This window comes from Paenibacillus piri, assembly GCF_004354045.1.
In the GTDB taxonomy this organism is placed as follows: domain Bacteria; phylum Bacillota; class Bacilli; order Paenibacillales; family NBRC-103111; genus Paenibacillus_S; species Paenibacillus_S piri.
Genome location: NZ_SMRT01000001.1, coordinates 58,694 through 73,393 on the forward strand (window position 1 = coordinate 58,694; position 14,700 = coordinate 73,393).

General features: G+C 51.3%; 10 protein-coding genes. 8 read left to right on the forward strand and 2 right to left on the reverse strand.

Going from position 1 to position 14,700, the window contains the following annotated elements; genetic code table 11:
• Positions 1-256: 256 nt before the first annotated feature.
• The 3 genes from pdaA (at position 257) to E1757_RS00275 (ending at position 4,458) form a co-directional block, all read left to right on the forward strand.
• A complete protein-coding gene (gene pdaA, locus E1757_RS00265; protein WP_133224814.1) occupies positions 257-1,039 on the forward strand; it encodes a delta-lactam-biosynthetic de-N-acetylase in 783 nt (260 codons plus the stop codon).
• Positions 1,040-1,106: 67 nt separating this feature from the next.
• Entirely contained in the window at positions 1,107-2,822 is a 1,716-nt protein-coding gene (locus E1757_RS00270; RefSeq protein WP_220446470.1) for a ribonuclease J, read from the forward strand.
• Between the two features lie 238 nt (positions 2,823-3,060).
• Complete coding sequence (locus tag E1757_RS00275) at positions 3,061-4,458, forward strand: MATE family efflux transporter (RefSeq protein ID WP_133224816.1); 1,398 nt, start codon at positions 3,061-3,063, stop codon at positions 4,456-4,458.
• Positions 4,459-4,781: 323 nt separating this feature from the next.
• Here the strand turns inward: E1757_RS00275 and E1757_RS00280 are convergent, their stop codons facing one another.
• Positions 4,782-5,690 carry an ATP-dependent DNA ligase gene (locus tag E1757_RS00280; protein ID WP_133224817.1) on the reverse strand — a complete coding sequence of 303 codons (909 nt, stop codon included), beginning with the start codon at positions 5,688-5,690 and terminating at the stop codon, positions 4,782-4,784.
• Between the two features lie 217 nt (positions 5,691-5,907).
• Here E1757_RS00280 and E1757_RS00285 point away from each other — a divergent pair, with 217 nt between their 5' ends.
• Positions 5,908-6,735, forward strand: a complete 828-nt coding sequence (locus tag E1757_RS00285; protein ID WP_133224818.1) for a metallophosphoesterase family protein — start codon at positions 5,908-5,910, stop codon at positions 6,733-6,735.
• Positions 6,736-6,994: 259 nt separating this feature from the next.
• Here the strand turns inward: E1757_RS00285 and E1757_RS00290 are convergent, their stop codons facing one another.
• Positions 6,995-8,176 (reverse strand): MalY/PatB family protein, encoded by a 1,182-nt coding sequence (locus E1757_RS00290; protein WP_133224819.1) that lies wholly within the window; start codon positions 8,174-8,176, stop codon positions 6,995-6,997.
• Positions 8,177-8,502: 326 nt separating this feature from the next.
• On the opposite strand from E1757_RS00290, the gene E1757_RS00295 reads away from it, so the two are divergent.
• From E1757_RS00295 to E1757_RS00310, 4 genes are all read left to right on the forward strand, one after another.
• Positions 8,503-10,842 carry a helix-turn-helix domain-containing protein gene (locus E1757_RS00295; protein ID WP_133224820.1) on the forward strand — a complete coding sequence of 780 codons (2,340 nt, stop codon included), beginning with the start codon at positions 8,503-8,505 and terminating at the stop codon, positions 10,840-10,842.
• Positions 10,843-11,006: 164 nt separating this feature from the next.
• Positions 11,007-11,963 carry an ABC transporter permease gene (locus E1757_RS00300; protein WP_133225637.1) on the forward strand — a complete coding sequence of 319 codons (957 nt, stop codon included), beginning with the start codon at positions 11,007-11,009 and terminating at the stop codon, positions 11,961-11,963.
• 104 nt (positions 11,964-12,067) lie between these two features.
• Entirely contained in the window at positions 12,068-12,958 is an 891-nt protein-coding gene (locus E1757_RS00305) for a carbohydrate ABC transporter permease (protein ID WP_133224821.1), read from the forward strand.
• Between the two features lie 34 nt (positions 12,959-12,992).
• The gene (locus tag E1757_RS00310; RefSeq protein ID WP_165971886.1) at positions 12,993-14,618 is read left to right on the forward strand and encodes an extracellular solute-binding protein; all 1,626 of its coding nucleotides are present in this window, start codon (positions 12,993-12,995) and stop codon (positions 14,616-14,618) included.
• Positions 14,619-14,700: the final 82 nt, after the last annotated feature.

Here is a 14,700-nt window from a genome sequence, read left to right on the forward strand (position 1 = left end):
GTCCGTTAACCTTTGCCGTGCCAACCTTGACAATCGCACCCGTCTTTCATGGAAGGCGAAACCGTTTATACTGGGCTTCCCGACTTTGCCCAAGCGCCCCTTGAGAAAGGCGCAGCTCTTGTAACCTTCGTTTGCGCCGGAATAAAACGGTCCGGTCGCGGGAAATTTAACTACAGTTTGCATGTGATGGAAGCAACGCATCGGGAATGCTCGCCGCATTCGCACTTCTACAGATGAAAGGAGATAACAACCAGTTATGGCGCGCAACTTGAAGGTGATTGTTATGCTGATGCTCAGCCTGCTGCTCGTTTCCGGCTCGGCCTATGCCGAAAGTACCCAGCCGTATCATTTCGGCTTTAAGAAAAGCAGGGGCGGCAAGCTGCCCTCGATCGCGGAAGAAGGCTTCATGGCGATTATGCAAAAGCACGAAGCGGTTTTTCTCGGGGATACGACGCAAAAAGAACTGTATTTAACCTTCGACAACGGCTACGAAAACGGATATACGGCGCAAATTCTCGACGTGCTGAAGGAGAAGGGGGTGCCCGCCATCTTCTTCGTTACCGGCCCTTATGTTAAAGACCAGCCGGAGCTGACAAAACGGATGGTGAGCGAAGGTCATTTGATCGGCAACCATTCATGGAGTCATCCCGATATGAGTCAAATTTCGACGGGCCGGATGAAGGAGGAGCTCGAAAAGGTGAAGCAAGCGGTAGCTAATCTTACGGGACAGCAGACGATGCCGTATTTGCGGCCGCCCCGCGGAATTTTCAGCGATCAGGTACTGGCGTTCAGCCGGGAGCAGGGGTATACGAGCGTCTTTTGGTCCATCGCTTACCGCGATTGGGAAACGAATAAGCAGAAGGGGCGGGAATTCGCCTATAAGAGCGTAATGGACCAGCTTCATCCGGGAGCGGTTATCCTGCTCCATTCCGTATCGAGCGATAATGCGCAGGCGCTCGCGCAAATTATTGACGACGCCCGCGGACAGGGCTATGAATTTAAAAGCTTGGACCGAATGACGACGAAGCATTACCGTTGATACCGGATTGGCGAGCGGCACTGTCGGTTTCGATGCGGCCATCATAAAATTTCCGGTCCGGGATAAAATGAATATATTGGCATTTTTACCGACGGGGGGATATTTCTTGAGCAAGTCTGTGGATCAGAAACTGTCCATTTTCGCCCTTGGAGGCGTGAATGAGATTGGCAAAAATATGTATGTGCTGCAATATGCGGATGATATCGTAGTCATCGACTGCGGTTCCAAATTTCCCGACGAATCGCTGCTTGGCATCGATTTGATTATTCCCGATATTACATATTTGCTGGAAAACCGGGATAAAGTAAGGGGCATTATTATTACGCACGGCCACGAGGATCATATCGGAGGACTTCCTTATATTTTAAGGCAGCTCCCGATGACGGTGTACGCGACCCGGCTGACGTTCGGTCTGATCGACGTCAAGCTGAAGGAGGCCGGTTTGCTTAGAGAAACCGAGCAGGTACTGATCCATTCCGAATCGAAGGTCACGCTTGGCTCAATCAGCGCCACCTTTTTCAAAACAAACCACAGCATCCCGGACTGCCTGGGCGTCGTCTTTCATACGCCGGAGGGCACGGTCGTGCATACGGGCGATTTCAAATTCGATTTGACGCCCGTCAACGAACAGTATCCGGATCTGCACAAAATGGCGGAAATCGGAAAAAACGGCGTCTTGGCGCTGCTGTCCGAAAGCACGAATGCGGAGCGTCCCGGCTTTACGCCATCGGAGCGGGTAGTCGGCATGCATATTGAGGAAGCGTTCCGCCAGGCGAAGCAGAAGGTGTTTATCTCGACTTTCGCTTCCAATGTGCACCGGATTCAGCAGGTGGTCGATGCGGCCTTCGTGACCGACCGGAAGCTGGTCCTGCTCGGCCGGAGTATGGTGAATGTGGTCACCATCGCCTCCGAGCTCGGTTATTTGAACGTTCCGGAAGGCATGATCATCGAGCCGGCGGAGGTCAACCGATTTGAGTCCAGCCGGGTCGCTTTGCTCTGCACGGGCAGCCAGGGCGAGCCGATGGCGGCTTTGTCCCGGCTGGCCCGGGCCAATTTCCGTCACGTCTCGGTCCATCCCGGCGACACGGTCATTATTTCGGCGACGCCGATTCCGGGCAATGAGCGAAATGTCGCCCGCACCGTGGACGACTTATACCGTCTCGGCGCCAACGTCATCTACGGCTCGGGCTCCGTCACCGGCATGCACGTTTCCGGGCACGCGAGCCAGGAGGAACTGAAATTAATGCTGAGCCTTATGCGGCCGACCTATTTTATCCCGATTCACGGGGAATACCGGATGCTGCAGCAGCACCGGTATTTGGCCGAGTCGGTGGGCGTCGAGCCGGGGCATACGTTCATCATCAATATCGGCGACGTCGTCGAAATTCGCGACGGAGCCGCTCGGCTGGCCGGAAAGGTAACGGCCGGCAATACGCATGTAGACGGTTTGGGCATCGGCGACGTAGGAAACATCGTGCTGCGGGACCGCAAGCATTTGTCGCAGGACGGCATTCTGATCGTGGTGACGATATTGAGCAAGACGGAAGCCAAGATCGTCTCCGGCCCCGACCTGATTTCCCGCGGTTTCGTCTACATCCGCGAGTCGGAAAGTATGCTGGACGAGGCGAACCGGATGGTGACCGATGTCGTCACCAGGCTGCAGGCGGAAAACGTAAACCAATGGAGCACGATCAAATCCCATATCAAAGAGACGCTGGGGCGGTTCCTGTATGAACAAACGGGGAGAAGGCCGATGATTTTGCCGGTTATTATGGAAATCTAGTCATGTTCCGGCCCTCCATCCGGCTGCGGGCTGCAGCATGTGCCTCCGGCGGCTGTTGAAATCGTGTAAATCGGTATATGGCGGGAAAACGAAAGATCCGCATGAAGGAAGCCGGTGCAAGCATGCATCGGCGTTCTTTTTTTTAAAGGCAAAAATTCCAATTGCCCTGATCTGTGGCTATAATAGAAATCATCATATCGAAATGATAACACCCTGTTGTAAAGGAGAGTACCTATTTATGGATCCGTCAAAGTCCAAACCTGCAAAGCCAACGCTCACCGAAGGCCCGATAGGCAAGACGCTTTTCTTATTTTCGCTGCCGATTTTGCTCGGCAACATTCTTCAAACCTTGAACGGCTCTATCAATTCCGTCTGGATCGGCAAATTTTTAGGCGAACAGGCGCTTGCGGCTACCTCGAACGCCAACATCATCATGTTCCTTCTCATCAGCGCCATATTCGGAATCGCCATGGCGGCGGTTATTTTGATCGGTCAAAATTTAGGCGCCAAGCGGGTGGAAGAAGCCAAAAAGGTGGTCGGGACCAGCACCGTATTTTTCATGGTTTTATCGATCGTGGTCGGCCTGATCGGCGTTATTTTTTCGCGGGATATTTTATTATGGATGAACACGCCGCATGACGCGCTTGAGCTGGCTGTCGCCTATACGCAGATTATTTTCGCCGGAGTGCCGTTTATGTTCGGCTACAATCTGGTTATGGCGGTTCTGCGCGGCTCTGGCGACGCGAAAACGCCATTTTATTTCCTGCTGCTGTCTGCTGCGCTGGACGTTATCCTTAACCCGCTGCTTATCGAAGGTATAGGGCCGTTTCCGAAAATGGGCATATCCGGCTCGGCGCTCGCCACCTTCATTTCGCAGCTGATCAGCTTCGTGCTGCTGATATGGTATCTGTACCATAAAAAATATTTTTTGCGCATTACCCGAAACGATCTGCACATGCTGACGTTGAACTGGACGATCATCCGCGCACTTATTCAAAAGGGTCTTCCGATGGGCTTGAATATGGTTGTCGTTTCCGTCAGCAATTTGATACTCATCCAGCTGGTAAACAGCTACGGGTCCGAGGCGGCCGCCGCTTTCGGTGTGGCGATGCAAATTTCCAGCTATGTGCAGATGCCGGCAATGGCGATCGGAGGAGCGGTGACCTCGATGGCCGCGCAAAATATCGGCGCAGGCAACTGGAACCGCGTTCACCGGATTACATGGACCGGGGTCATGTTTAATGTAGGACTTACGGGGCTGATCGTAGCCGTGATCCATCTGTTCAACCGACAAGCGGTCAGCCTGTTTCTTCCGACCGGAGGCACAGCTGTCGATATGGGCGTACATATTAACAATATCACCTTGTGGTCGTTTATCTTATTCGGTATATTCAACGTGGTTGCCGGTGTCGTAAGGTCATCGGGCGCGGTCATGGTTCCGCTCATCGTTTCGGGTATCGCTCTGCTGTTCGTCCGTAATCCGCTGGCCTCGTTTTTCGGCCACAGCTACGGCTTCGACGCAATCTGGTGGAGCTTTCCGATCAGTTTCTTTATCGCCGCGGCGCTGAACATTTTATATTACCGGTTCGGCCGCTGGAAAAAGACGAGATTGATCGGCGCCCCCGCAGGCTCCTGAGCGGAGTTATATAAATTCAGCGGCCAATGTCAAGTACAATGGAGATACCAGAAACGAATTCGCAGCATTCGACATGGACGAATCGGCTGCATGGAACTACTCAGGTGGATGAAAAGGAAGTTCAATGAGAAATCGGTCGGGCGTACGCCCTTCCGGTTTTTTCAATTGCGGAACGGAATCATCCCTAATATTCTGAAGTAATATGGCCGCGAGGTGATATCGAATTGTACCCGCTTAAAAATATTCCGAAGTCAAACGAGGATTTGGCTGATCAAGCATAAGCTCGCTTTCATGGAGCCCGCCGCCAAATGGACGACGGCGGGTTAGTAAGCCCACACGCAATCGTCCGTTTTTTTATCCAGTACGAAGGCAATGAACCGGGTAAATCGCAGCTGATGCGCATCCGTCCGGTCCTTATACTCGATCCGGCAGCAGAGCTTCGGCTCTACCCAATAGCGGCCGTCTTCCTGCCTTATCGGTTGCCCGGCGATCTCGTCCAGCAGCCTTTCCCGGTGCTCCGGCAGCAGGCCGTCCTCGACGGTCGCTACAGGCTTGTTCTTGACGGTACGGAAGTGCAGGCCGACGATGAGCGCAAACGGGTCGTTCCTATAGCCCAATATGACCGTGTCGATGGTTTGCGGGTGCTTGATCTTTAACCAGTCCGGACTCCGCGTGTCAGGCATATATAAAGACGTTTTTCGCTTGGCGACGATGCCCTCCATGCGCTGCCGTTCCGTTAAGGCAAATAGCGGCTTCCCTTGATTTTCCACATACATGGTTTTGATCAGTACCGGACCCGGCAGCAGCAGCTCGTCCAGCCGGCGCTTCCGGTCGGCGAGCGGCTCGTTCAAATGCTGTGCGTCCCCGCTCATCAGTACGTCGAATACGACCCAGGCGGCCGGCTTCGTCCGCTGCGCCTGCGCAATTTTATCGGAGCGGCCCAGGCGGAGCCGGTACATTATATCGTCGAAGACGGGACGGCCGTCCCGCATGCAGATCGCCTCGCAATCGAGAATGGCCGAATTGGCACGGATCAGCCCTGCCGCTTCCCGCAGCTCCGGAAATTGGGCGGCAACCGCCATGCCGCTGCGGGTGTAGGCTTCGAGCTTCCCTTCCCGCTTATGAAGCAGCATTCGGGCACCGTCCCATTTGGGCTCGAACAAGAACGCCCCGTCGTCGAAGGGCGCTTCGCCCCAGACGGGAAGCATCGGTTTTAATGAAGTGAACAGCATGAACGGAACTCCCTCCTCTCAGCTACCATTATTTCACGCGCGCGGGCCGCTTAAACGGAACCTGCGAAACAAGTGCCGAGCTTCGGCTTGGACTGCAAAGAAGAATGGAAATTTTCCATTTTTACAGGACTTCTTCATGCCCGGGCCGAATATATGCTTATAGAAATGAGTGGATTACAAGCGGCAGAGTTTGCCGGAGAAACAGGAGGTATGGGCCGTGAAGCTGGTGCTATTGGGAGATTTTCATTATTCGCGAATGAAGAACGGCGCTGCAGAGGTGAAAGAGGCCGGGGAACATGCATATTCGGCCATACTCGACAGCTTTTTAAGCACGGACGGGCAGTTTCATATTTCGCTGGGCGATCTGACCAACGAAGGCGTGCCTGAGGAATTTCGCTATGTGCTAGGCCGGATCGGCGACAGCGGACGCGATTTCATTCATGTGCTGGGCAATCATGATACGAATTCGATTCCGAAGGCGGACATTCGGGCCATAACGGGGCAGCAGCGCTACCGGGCTATCGACACGGAGGAAGCTGTGCTGCTTATTCTCGATTCCACGAAAGAGCAGAGTCCGAACGATTGGGGCGGGGAAATCGATAGCGAGCAGACGGAGTGGCTGCGGGTTCAGCTCGAGCAGGCAGGGGAAAAACCGGTGCTCATTTTCGCTCATCATCCGGTTTATGACACAACCGCGCTGTCCATATACGATATGTTGTCGATTCATCCGGAGCATCCAATTAAGGGGCTGCTGCAGCAGAAAAAAGGGCCGGGCTTTTATTTTTGCGGGCATAATCATGTCAACTCGATCATCCGGCAGCAAAACTGGCATTTTATTCAAACGGCGGCCTGTCTCGATGTTCCCGCTATCCGCACCGTCGAGCTCAAGGACGGCCAATTTCGCACCGAGCTGGTCATGATCGATCAGCCCGACCTGACGGATCGCATCGCCAATTTCCAAATGAGCATGGACGGCTTCAGTCCGGCTTCGGATGCGCGCGGCGAAGAAGCGGATTGCCATTTGCAGGTCGAGCTGGATAAATGAGCCGGGTGCACGCTGCATAGCTGAGACAGATGGCTCAGATTCAATGGTTTACTGAAATGGTTATGTGAACGACCGGCGAATATTCGCCGGTCGCCTGGGTACGAACCAAATACCGCTCGCTCCGACATGACGTCGATCAGTCCGTCCAAGGAATTGATCGTTTCACAGCGCTCGATGGCTGGAGGTCTATATTAAATATCATGTCGGAGTGAAAATTCGGAACGCGAATACGACGTTAGGATTAGCCTTCATAATTGGATTATGAGCGTCTGGCCGCCGCCGCAGCCGCGATACGAAGCAGCGCTTCTTCCAGCATGGCCCGGCGGCAGGCCGCATTCAGCCGCATGTATCCGGCCCCTTCCGGCCCGAAGTTTATGCCTTCGCTCAGCGCGACCTGCGCTTCCTTCAGCATAAAGGCTTTCAATTCGGCCGTTTCAAGACCTAAACCGCGGCAATCGAGCCACAGCAAGTAAGTGCCCTCGGGCGCGGTCGCTTGAATCTCGGGAATATGCTGCCCGATAAACGCGACTGCATATTCCAAATTGGCGCGGATATAAGCGAGGCATTGATCCAGCCATTCTCCGCCATGGCGATAGGCGCTTTCCGAGGCGGTTATCGCGAATGTATTGCTCATCGTATAATGGCCTGCGGCCATCGCTTTGTTGAATGCCTCCCGCAGCTCCTTGTCCGCGATGATGATGTATGAGGATTGAAGCCCGGCCAGGTTGAACGTCTTGCTTGGCGCGAGGCAGACGACGGTCCGCTCGGCGGCGCGGCCGGACAGCGACGCGAACGGCGTATGGCGGTAAGGCGGATAGGTGAGATCCGCATGGATTTCATCGGAAACGAGCAGAGCGCCGTAGTCCGAGCAGATCGATTCCAGCCGCTGCAGCTCCTCCCGGCTCCATACTCTGCCGACCGGGTTATGCGGGCTGCACAGAATGAGCATTTTGGCGCCGCTTGTTTTGAACTTTTGCTCCAAATCTTGAAAATCGATCTCGTAGCGGCCGTCCGTGCAGCGCAGCGGATTCGTCACCAGCTCGCGGCCGTGATCCTTAACGACATGAAAGAACGGTGGATAAACCGGCGGCTGGATAATAATGCGGTCGCCCGGCTCGGTAAACGTTTGAACACACGCGGCCAAGGCGGGAATGACGCCAGGCGACCAGCAAATCCACTGTTTGTCGATCGTCCACTGATGTCTTCGTTCCACCCACTCGGCAATGGCCTCATATAAGGAATCGGGACGATGGGTATAACCGAAAATACCCAACTCCGCCCGCTGCTTCAATGCCTCAAGAACGGGCTCGGGCCCGCGGAAATCCATGTCCGCCACCCATAACGGCAATAAATCGGGCTCCCCGAAGATCGCCTCCGCCTGCTCCCATTTGCTGCCGTTCGTACCTTGCCGGTCTAAAATTTCGTCAAAGTTATACTGCATGCATAATTCCCCCTGGTATTAGGTTGCTGTTTATCTTGATCGGTGTGCCGCTTTTGGGTGGTTGATACAACGATTCCCGCGAACCGATACATCGATTCACCGGAAACCTTTGTTGTAACAAGCACATGTTAGGGATGTAGACCTTTAGAGTATATCACAACCTATTATGGTTTCTTTAACACCTTCGCTCTCGCTTCACGAATTTAGAGCCCGCCTCCGATTTTCCGTGCATATTCCGGTTGCTAATTGATATAAACTGTCCGTTCCTTTACTATTTATTGTAGTTGTTGAAATTGAATGGACCGAACCGGAAAGCGAGGCAAGTCATGCTGAACGTCATCCCCCGATTTTTAGGCTCGAACAGGAGATCTGTCCGCTTTTACAAGCTTTTCCTGCCCTATCTTTTCCTTGTCGTGTTCTTTTTGCTTGTCATCGGCAGCGTTGTTTATGTCAACATCATCAGCGCACTGCAAAAGGAAGTCGAGCAAGCTCAACTTTCTGCTGTGGCGCAAATCCGAGATACGATGGATACGCGTTTGCGAGAGCTCCAACGGATCGCGCTGCAGATTTCAACCAATCCGCTCCTCACTCCGTATTCACTTTCCCAGATCGGGTATGATTCATACCAAGCCGTATCCGAGCTGAATAAATACCGTACAAGCAATTCATTTGTCCATAATATTGTACTGAATTATGCCGCAGGCGATAATAACCGGATTTTTTCCGCTACCGGCGTTTATGAGGAAACCGAGTTTTTCAAAAATATATACCGTTTTGACAATTGGGGCCATGCGCCTTTAAGCGATACGATACGTTCCTTGAACGGGCCGGTTATTCGGCCGGCAGAGAAGGTGTTTATTTCCAACGGGACGCAGGAATCGCGGTTTGCCACTTATATGTACCCGCTTCCTGCTTATTCAGGCAAGCCTTACGGGGTTGTTATGTTTATGCTGGATGCCGGAATGCTGCAGTCGATGTCCGAGCATTTGGTAAGCCGTCCGGGCTCTTCCCTTTATTTGGTTGATGAGCAGGGCCATGTCATATTTCAGACGGAGCAAGCGCCGGAGCTGAACGGGCAGATTGCTTCTGCTATGCCGGACAAGGACAAGGCAGATTCGATTTCGGCCAAATCGATAGACGGCGTTACTTACTCCGTTATACGCCAGGGCTTGACCTATAACGGCTGGAGCTTTATTACGACGGTACCGACCTCCTTGTTTCTTGAGAAGGTGGAGCAGAACCGCCGCTTGTTCGGCATCATCTTGTTGGTTTTGCTTGCGTTGGGAGCCGCGGCCTCTTTTATTTTGGCCGATAGCAACTACCGGAAATTGCGCCAGCTCGTTCAGCTTTTCTCCGATAAAAAGAATAACGGAACGAAGGCTCCGGCTGCGATGGACGAGCTTGTTTATTTATCCAATGCGATCCGCGAGGTTTCCGGGGAAGACAGCATGATGGCCAAGCTGAAGAGCAAGAGAGGGCTAATCCGTGAAAATGTGCTCCTGTCTCTATTGAAAAATAAATTCCAGCAGCAGGACGAGCTGAAGCATACGCTGGAGCTAGCGGACATTCGTTTCGATTACAGCAGCTATGTAAGCGTTCTATTGGTGATTGACGATTATGCAGGCTTTCAGTCATTATACCCGGGTTCGATGCAGGAATTGTTCAAGTTCAGCATTCTTAACGCGGCTGAAGAGCTCGCAATGGAAATAGGCCGGGGCTATGGCGTCAGCATTTTGGACGACCGCGGCATCGCTCTTATTATAAATATCCGCGATGCGGAAGGCTATAAGAGCCGACTGCAAGTCTTTTCGACGAATATTCAAACCTTTTTTAATACGCACTACAAATTTACGTTGAGTATCGGGATCGGACAAATATACAATGAATTGCGCTCTGCCGCAGTTTCTTTTGAGGAGGCTCGCAGAGCCTTGCTTTACCGGTTTGTTAGAGGAAATAATCAGGTGCTGTTTTACGACAATTTGCAGCCGCTTTTTGAGGAGCATAAGCACGCCTATCCTCACGAACTGGAGGACCACTTGCTGAAAAGCATCCGCCAAGGAAATACCGATGAGGCCGAACGCAGCATCCGCGGCATTATCGGCTCCATTCGCTCTCTGTCGGTTACACCGGAAGCGGCTCAATTGGCGTGCAACGGCTTGCTTCATCTGCTTATGAAGGTATCGGACGAGGTTTTTCCCGGCGGCCAGTTAGAGCTGCAGCAAAAATCCGACTCGCTAAAATTGCATAATGCGGAAACCATTGATGAGCTGGAAAAGCAAATGTCCGGCATTTGCAGAACCTTATGCGAGCATGTTTCCGGGCGAAAGGAAAGCCGCAATTTCAAGCTGCGCGATGACATTTTACAATATTTGCAGGAGCATTATATGAACAGTTCTTTAACGCTGGACACCATTGCCGACCGTTTCGGTCTGTCCTCTTCTTATATTACGCGCTTTGTTAAAGACCAGACGGGTTATTCCTTGATCCGTTATTTGGATTTGCTGCGGATGGATAAGGCCAAGGAGCTGCTGCTTTCGGAACATTTGAATTTATCGGAAATTACCAAAGAAGTCGGCTATGTGGATGTATCCAATTTCATCCGCAAATTTAAGAAAACAGAAGGCGTGACGCCTGAACAGTACCGTAAGCTTCGCGCCAAAGCCTGAAAATGACCAGGGATATAAGAGCAAATGTAAAAAATAGACGATCGCGGAAATTGCGATGTAAAAGACTGACTATGCAGAACCGGTATTGCTTATAGCCTCTTTTCGGTTGTGTTTTGTATGCTGAACACAATCATGAATGAAAGGAGGAACAGTGGATGGATGTCATGCCTTCGGCGAATACGTCAAACAGGCCGCTGCCCCGCGTTCGGTCTGCCCGCAGCCGAACGGTCAAAACGATTTTGGCCAACTGGCAGCTGTACGTGTTAATTGTGCCGGTGCTTGCTTATTTTATCATTTTTCACTATGCGCCGATGTACGGTCTGCAGATCGCCTTTAAAGATTTTACCGCTACCAAAGGAATTACGGGAAGCGCATGGGTCGGCTTGAAACATTTCAAGCAGTTTTTTCAATCGTATTATGCGGTCCGGATTATTACCAACACATTGGGGGTCAGTCTGATGCAGCTGGCAATCGGATTCCCTATGCCGATTCTGCTAGCAATTATGATCAACGAGGTAAGCGGCTCCAGATTTAAAAAGACGGTCCAGACGGTCACCTACGCTCCGCATTTTTTGTCGGCCGTGGTGCTGGTAGGGATGATGATGACCTTTCTGTCTCCGCGCAACGGGATTATTAATCAAATCATCGCGTTGTTCGGAGGGGAGCGTATATTTTTTTTCAGCGAGCCGGGGTGGTTTAAACCGTTATACGTGCTTTCGGACGTGTGGCAAAATATGGGCTGGGCTTCGATCATTTATCTCGCTGCACTGGCCGGCATTGATCCGCAGCAGTATGAAGCCGCCGTTATAGACGGAGCCGGAAAGTTTCAAAAAATTGTCCACATTACGATTCCCGGCTTGCTGCCGACCGCCATTATTTTACTCATTCTTAATCTCGGAACGTTAATGAGCGTCGGCTTCGAGAAAGTTTTTCTGATGCAGAACGATCTAAACATGGATTCATCGGAAATTATATCGACTTATGTGTACAAAAAAGGTCTTCTCGGAGCCCAATATAGCTTCAGCGCTGCCGTCGGGCTATTTAATTCTGTCATTAACTTCGTTTTGCTGATCGCCGTCAACAGTTTGTCCAAACGACTTAGCAAAACCAGTCTGTGGTAAAGCAAAACTCTGTAACGCTTACGATGCAAGTTTTGCTAAAGCAAAACTCAGTAAATGCTTACGAGGCAGTTTTTGCTAAAGCAAAACTCGGAGGAGGGACCCCCATGTCAGGAGCACCTCTAAGCAGAGGCGACCGCCTGTTCGATTTTTTCAATATGTTAATACTGAGCGTAATTATGTTAATCATTTTGTACCCGCTGTACTTCGTCGTAATAGCATCCGTCAGCAATTCCATGTTGGTGCTGCAGGGAAAAGTATGGTTTTGGCCGGAAGGCTGGAGCATCGACGCTTATATTCGGGTCTTTCAAAATCAAGACATCATGATCGGGTACCGCAATGTCATCCTTTATACGATTATCGGCACTTTTGTCAATTTAGCTTTAACTGTAGCAGGCGCTTACCCGCTATCGAGAAAAGATTTGGCCGGGCGCAACGCCATCATGCTGTTCATTACGTTTACGATGTTTTTCAGCGGCGGCATTATCCCTACTTATATGATTGTAAGAAATATCGGCTTGGTCAATTCGTTCTGGGCGCTTATACTGCCGGGAGCGGTTTCCGTATGGAACTTGATCATTATGCGCACTTTTTTTCAAAATACGATTCCGAACGATTTGCAGGAATCCGCGTTTATCGACGGGTGTTCCAACTTCAGGCTGCTTGGAAGCATTGTGCTCCCGCTATCGATGCCGGTGATCGCAGTTGTCACTTTATATTATGCCGTCGGACATTGGAACTCTTATTTTCAAGCGCTCATCTATTTGTCGGATCGGAGCAAATATCCGCTGCAGATGTTTTTGAGAGAGCTGCTGATTCAAAACCAGATGCAGAACATGATGGAGACGGATTCGGAAACGATGGCCCAGCAAGCGATGATTGCAGAAGGTTTAAAATATGCGGTCATTGTCGTTTCAAGCTTGCCTGTTTTATGCTTGTACCCGTTTTTGCAGCGTTATTTTGCCAAAGGTGTGATGATCGGGGCTGTGAAAGGGTAGTATGTACTTCTTAAACGAAGGGGAGAAAAATATAATGAAAATGCGAACGAAACCGGTGATGCTCGGTACGGCATCTTTACTTTTGCTTGCGACGGCGGCTTGTTCTTCGGACGGGGGAACAGGCAATACGGCCGCCAATCAGGACAAACCGTCCGAATCGGCCAAAGAGGTTAATGCAAGCGGTTTTCCGGTTGTGAATAACCCGATTACGCTGACCGCTATGGGCGCCAAGTTTTCCACGCATGGCGAATGGAAAGACATGAAGGTGCTGAACGAGTATGCCAAAAAAACAAATATTACGATCAACTGGCAGACTGTGCCGGATAACGCGTTCGAAGAGAAGCGCAACATCGCGCTGGCCGGAGGAGATTTGCCCGATATGTTTTACAGGGCCAAGCTCACTCCTTATGACGAGGTCAATTACGGATCGCAGGGCGTTCTGCTGCCGCTAAACAAGCTTATCGATCAATATGCTCCCAACCTGAAAGCTTTGTTCGAAAAATATCCCGAGGTCAAAAAAAGTATAACGGCTCCCGACGGCAATATTTATACGCTGCCGCAGGTAGCGGATTATTTGGCTCCGCGGATCGGCAATAAGCCATTTATCAATAAAAGATGGCTCGATCAATTAAAGCTGTCCGTTCCAACGACGACCGAGGAATATTACCAAGTATTAAAAGCTTTCAAAGAAAAGGATCCTAACGGCAACGGCATGGCTGACGAGATTCCATGGTCCGGTGATAAATCGTTCCCGCTATGGGCCGGCTTGCGCGGTGCGTGGGGTCTCGGAACGGCGGGAGAAAAAAATGCCAATATCGATATCGGACCGGACGGCAAAATCCGTTTCTATACGATGGATCCGCAATATAAAGGGCTGCTTGAATACATGAACAAGCTGTACAAGGAAGGCTTGATCGACAAGGAAGTGTTTACGCAGGAGCTTCCGCAATTTTTGGCTAAAGGTACGGAGGGAACGGTCGGCAGCATTAACTATTCCAATCCGAACGTAGTAGGGCCCAAATATCAGGATGATTACGTGTCATTGCCCGCTCTTAAAGGACCTAACGGCGATCACATGTATTCTCCGGTGAACCCGACGACACAGACGCAAGGTACATTTGCCATAACTAAAAACAATAAGCATCCGGAAGCGACGATCCGTTGGGTCGATTACTTCTACGGGGAGGAAGGCTCGAAATTTTTCCGCATGGGCATTGAAGGCGAGACGTATGAAACGCTGCCCGACGGGAATGTGAAGTATAAGGAGCTGATTTCCAAAAATCCGAAAGGCTTGTCATTGGATCAAGCGATAGGGCAATATTCTCCGTGGCCGGGAGGAGGACTTCCGCAGCTGATCACCGAAAAGTTCGACAAGACCGGCAACAGTCTGCCGTCGGCGCTTGCGTCCGCAAAGCTGCTTCAACCCGATATTCCGAAGGACATTTTCCCCAGCTTCTTATTTACGAAGGAGGAGCAGGACCGGTTGAACGCGCTGTCGAGCGACATTACGACATACGTAACGGAATCCAGAGTGAAGTTTGTCACCGGCGCGGTCCCGCTATCGGCTTATGATAATTACGTAAGCACATTAAAAAAGATGGGGTCCGACGAATTTATTGGTATTTATCAGAAGGCGTACGACCGGTATAAGAAAAATTAATTCAGGAGCTTGTCCGGCGGATTGATTCGGGTGAAACTTCAAAGCCATCCCCTGACCTGCAAGGAGCGGTTTGCATGAATTA

What these genes read in the sequence shown, in the direction of transcription:
- pdaA (WP_133224814.1), top strand. Translation starts at nt 257, where the DNA reads ATGGCGCGCAACTTGAAGGTGATTGTTATGCTGATGCTCAGCCTGCTG.
- E1757_RS00270 (WP_220446470.1), top strand. Translation starts at nt 1,107, where the DNA reads ATGAATATATTGGCATTTTTACCGACGGGGGGATATTTCTTGAGCAAG.
- E1757_RS00275 (WP_133224816.1), top strand. Translation starts at nt 3,061, where the DNA reads ATGGATCCGTCAAAGTCCAAACCTGCAAAGCCAACGCTCACCGAAGGC.
- E1757_RS00280 (WP_133224817.1), bottom strand. Translation starts at nt 5,690, where the DNA reads ATGCTGTTCACTTCATTAAAACCGATGCTTCCCGTCTGGGGCGAAGCG.
- E1757_RS00290 (WP_133224819.1), bottom strand. Translation starts at nt 8,176, where the DNA reads ATGCAGTATAACTTTGACGAAATTTTAGACCGGCAAGGTACGAACGGC.
- E1757_RS00295 (WP_133224820.1), top strand. Translation starts at nt 8,503, where the DNA reads ATGCTGAACGTCATCCCCCGATTTTTAGGCTCGAACAGGAGATCTGTC.
- E1757_RS00300 (WP_133225637.1), top strand. Translation starts at nt 11,007, where the DNA reads ATGCCTTCGGCGAATACGTCAAACAGGCCGCTGCCCCGCGTTCGGTCT.
- E1757_RS00305 (WP_133224821.1), top strand. Translation starts at nt 12,068, where the DNA reads ATGTCAGGAGCACCTCTAAGCAGAGGCGACCGCCTGTTCGATTTTTTC.
- E1757_RS00310 (WP_165971886.1), top strand. Translation starts at nt 12,993, where the DNA reads ATGAAAATGCGAACGAAACCGGTGATGCTCGGTACGGCATCTTTACTT.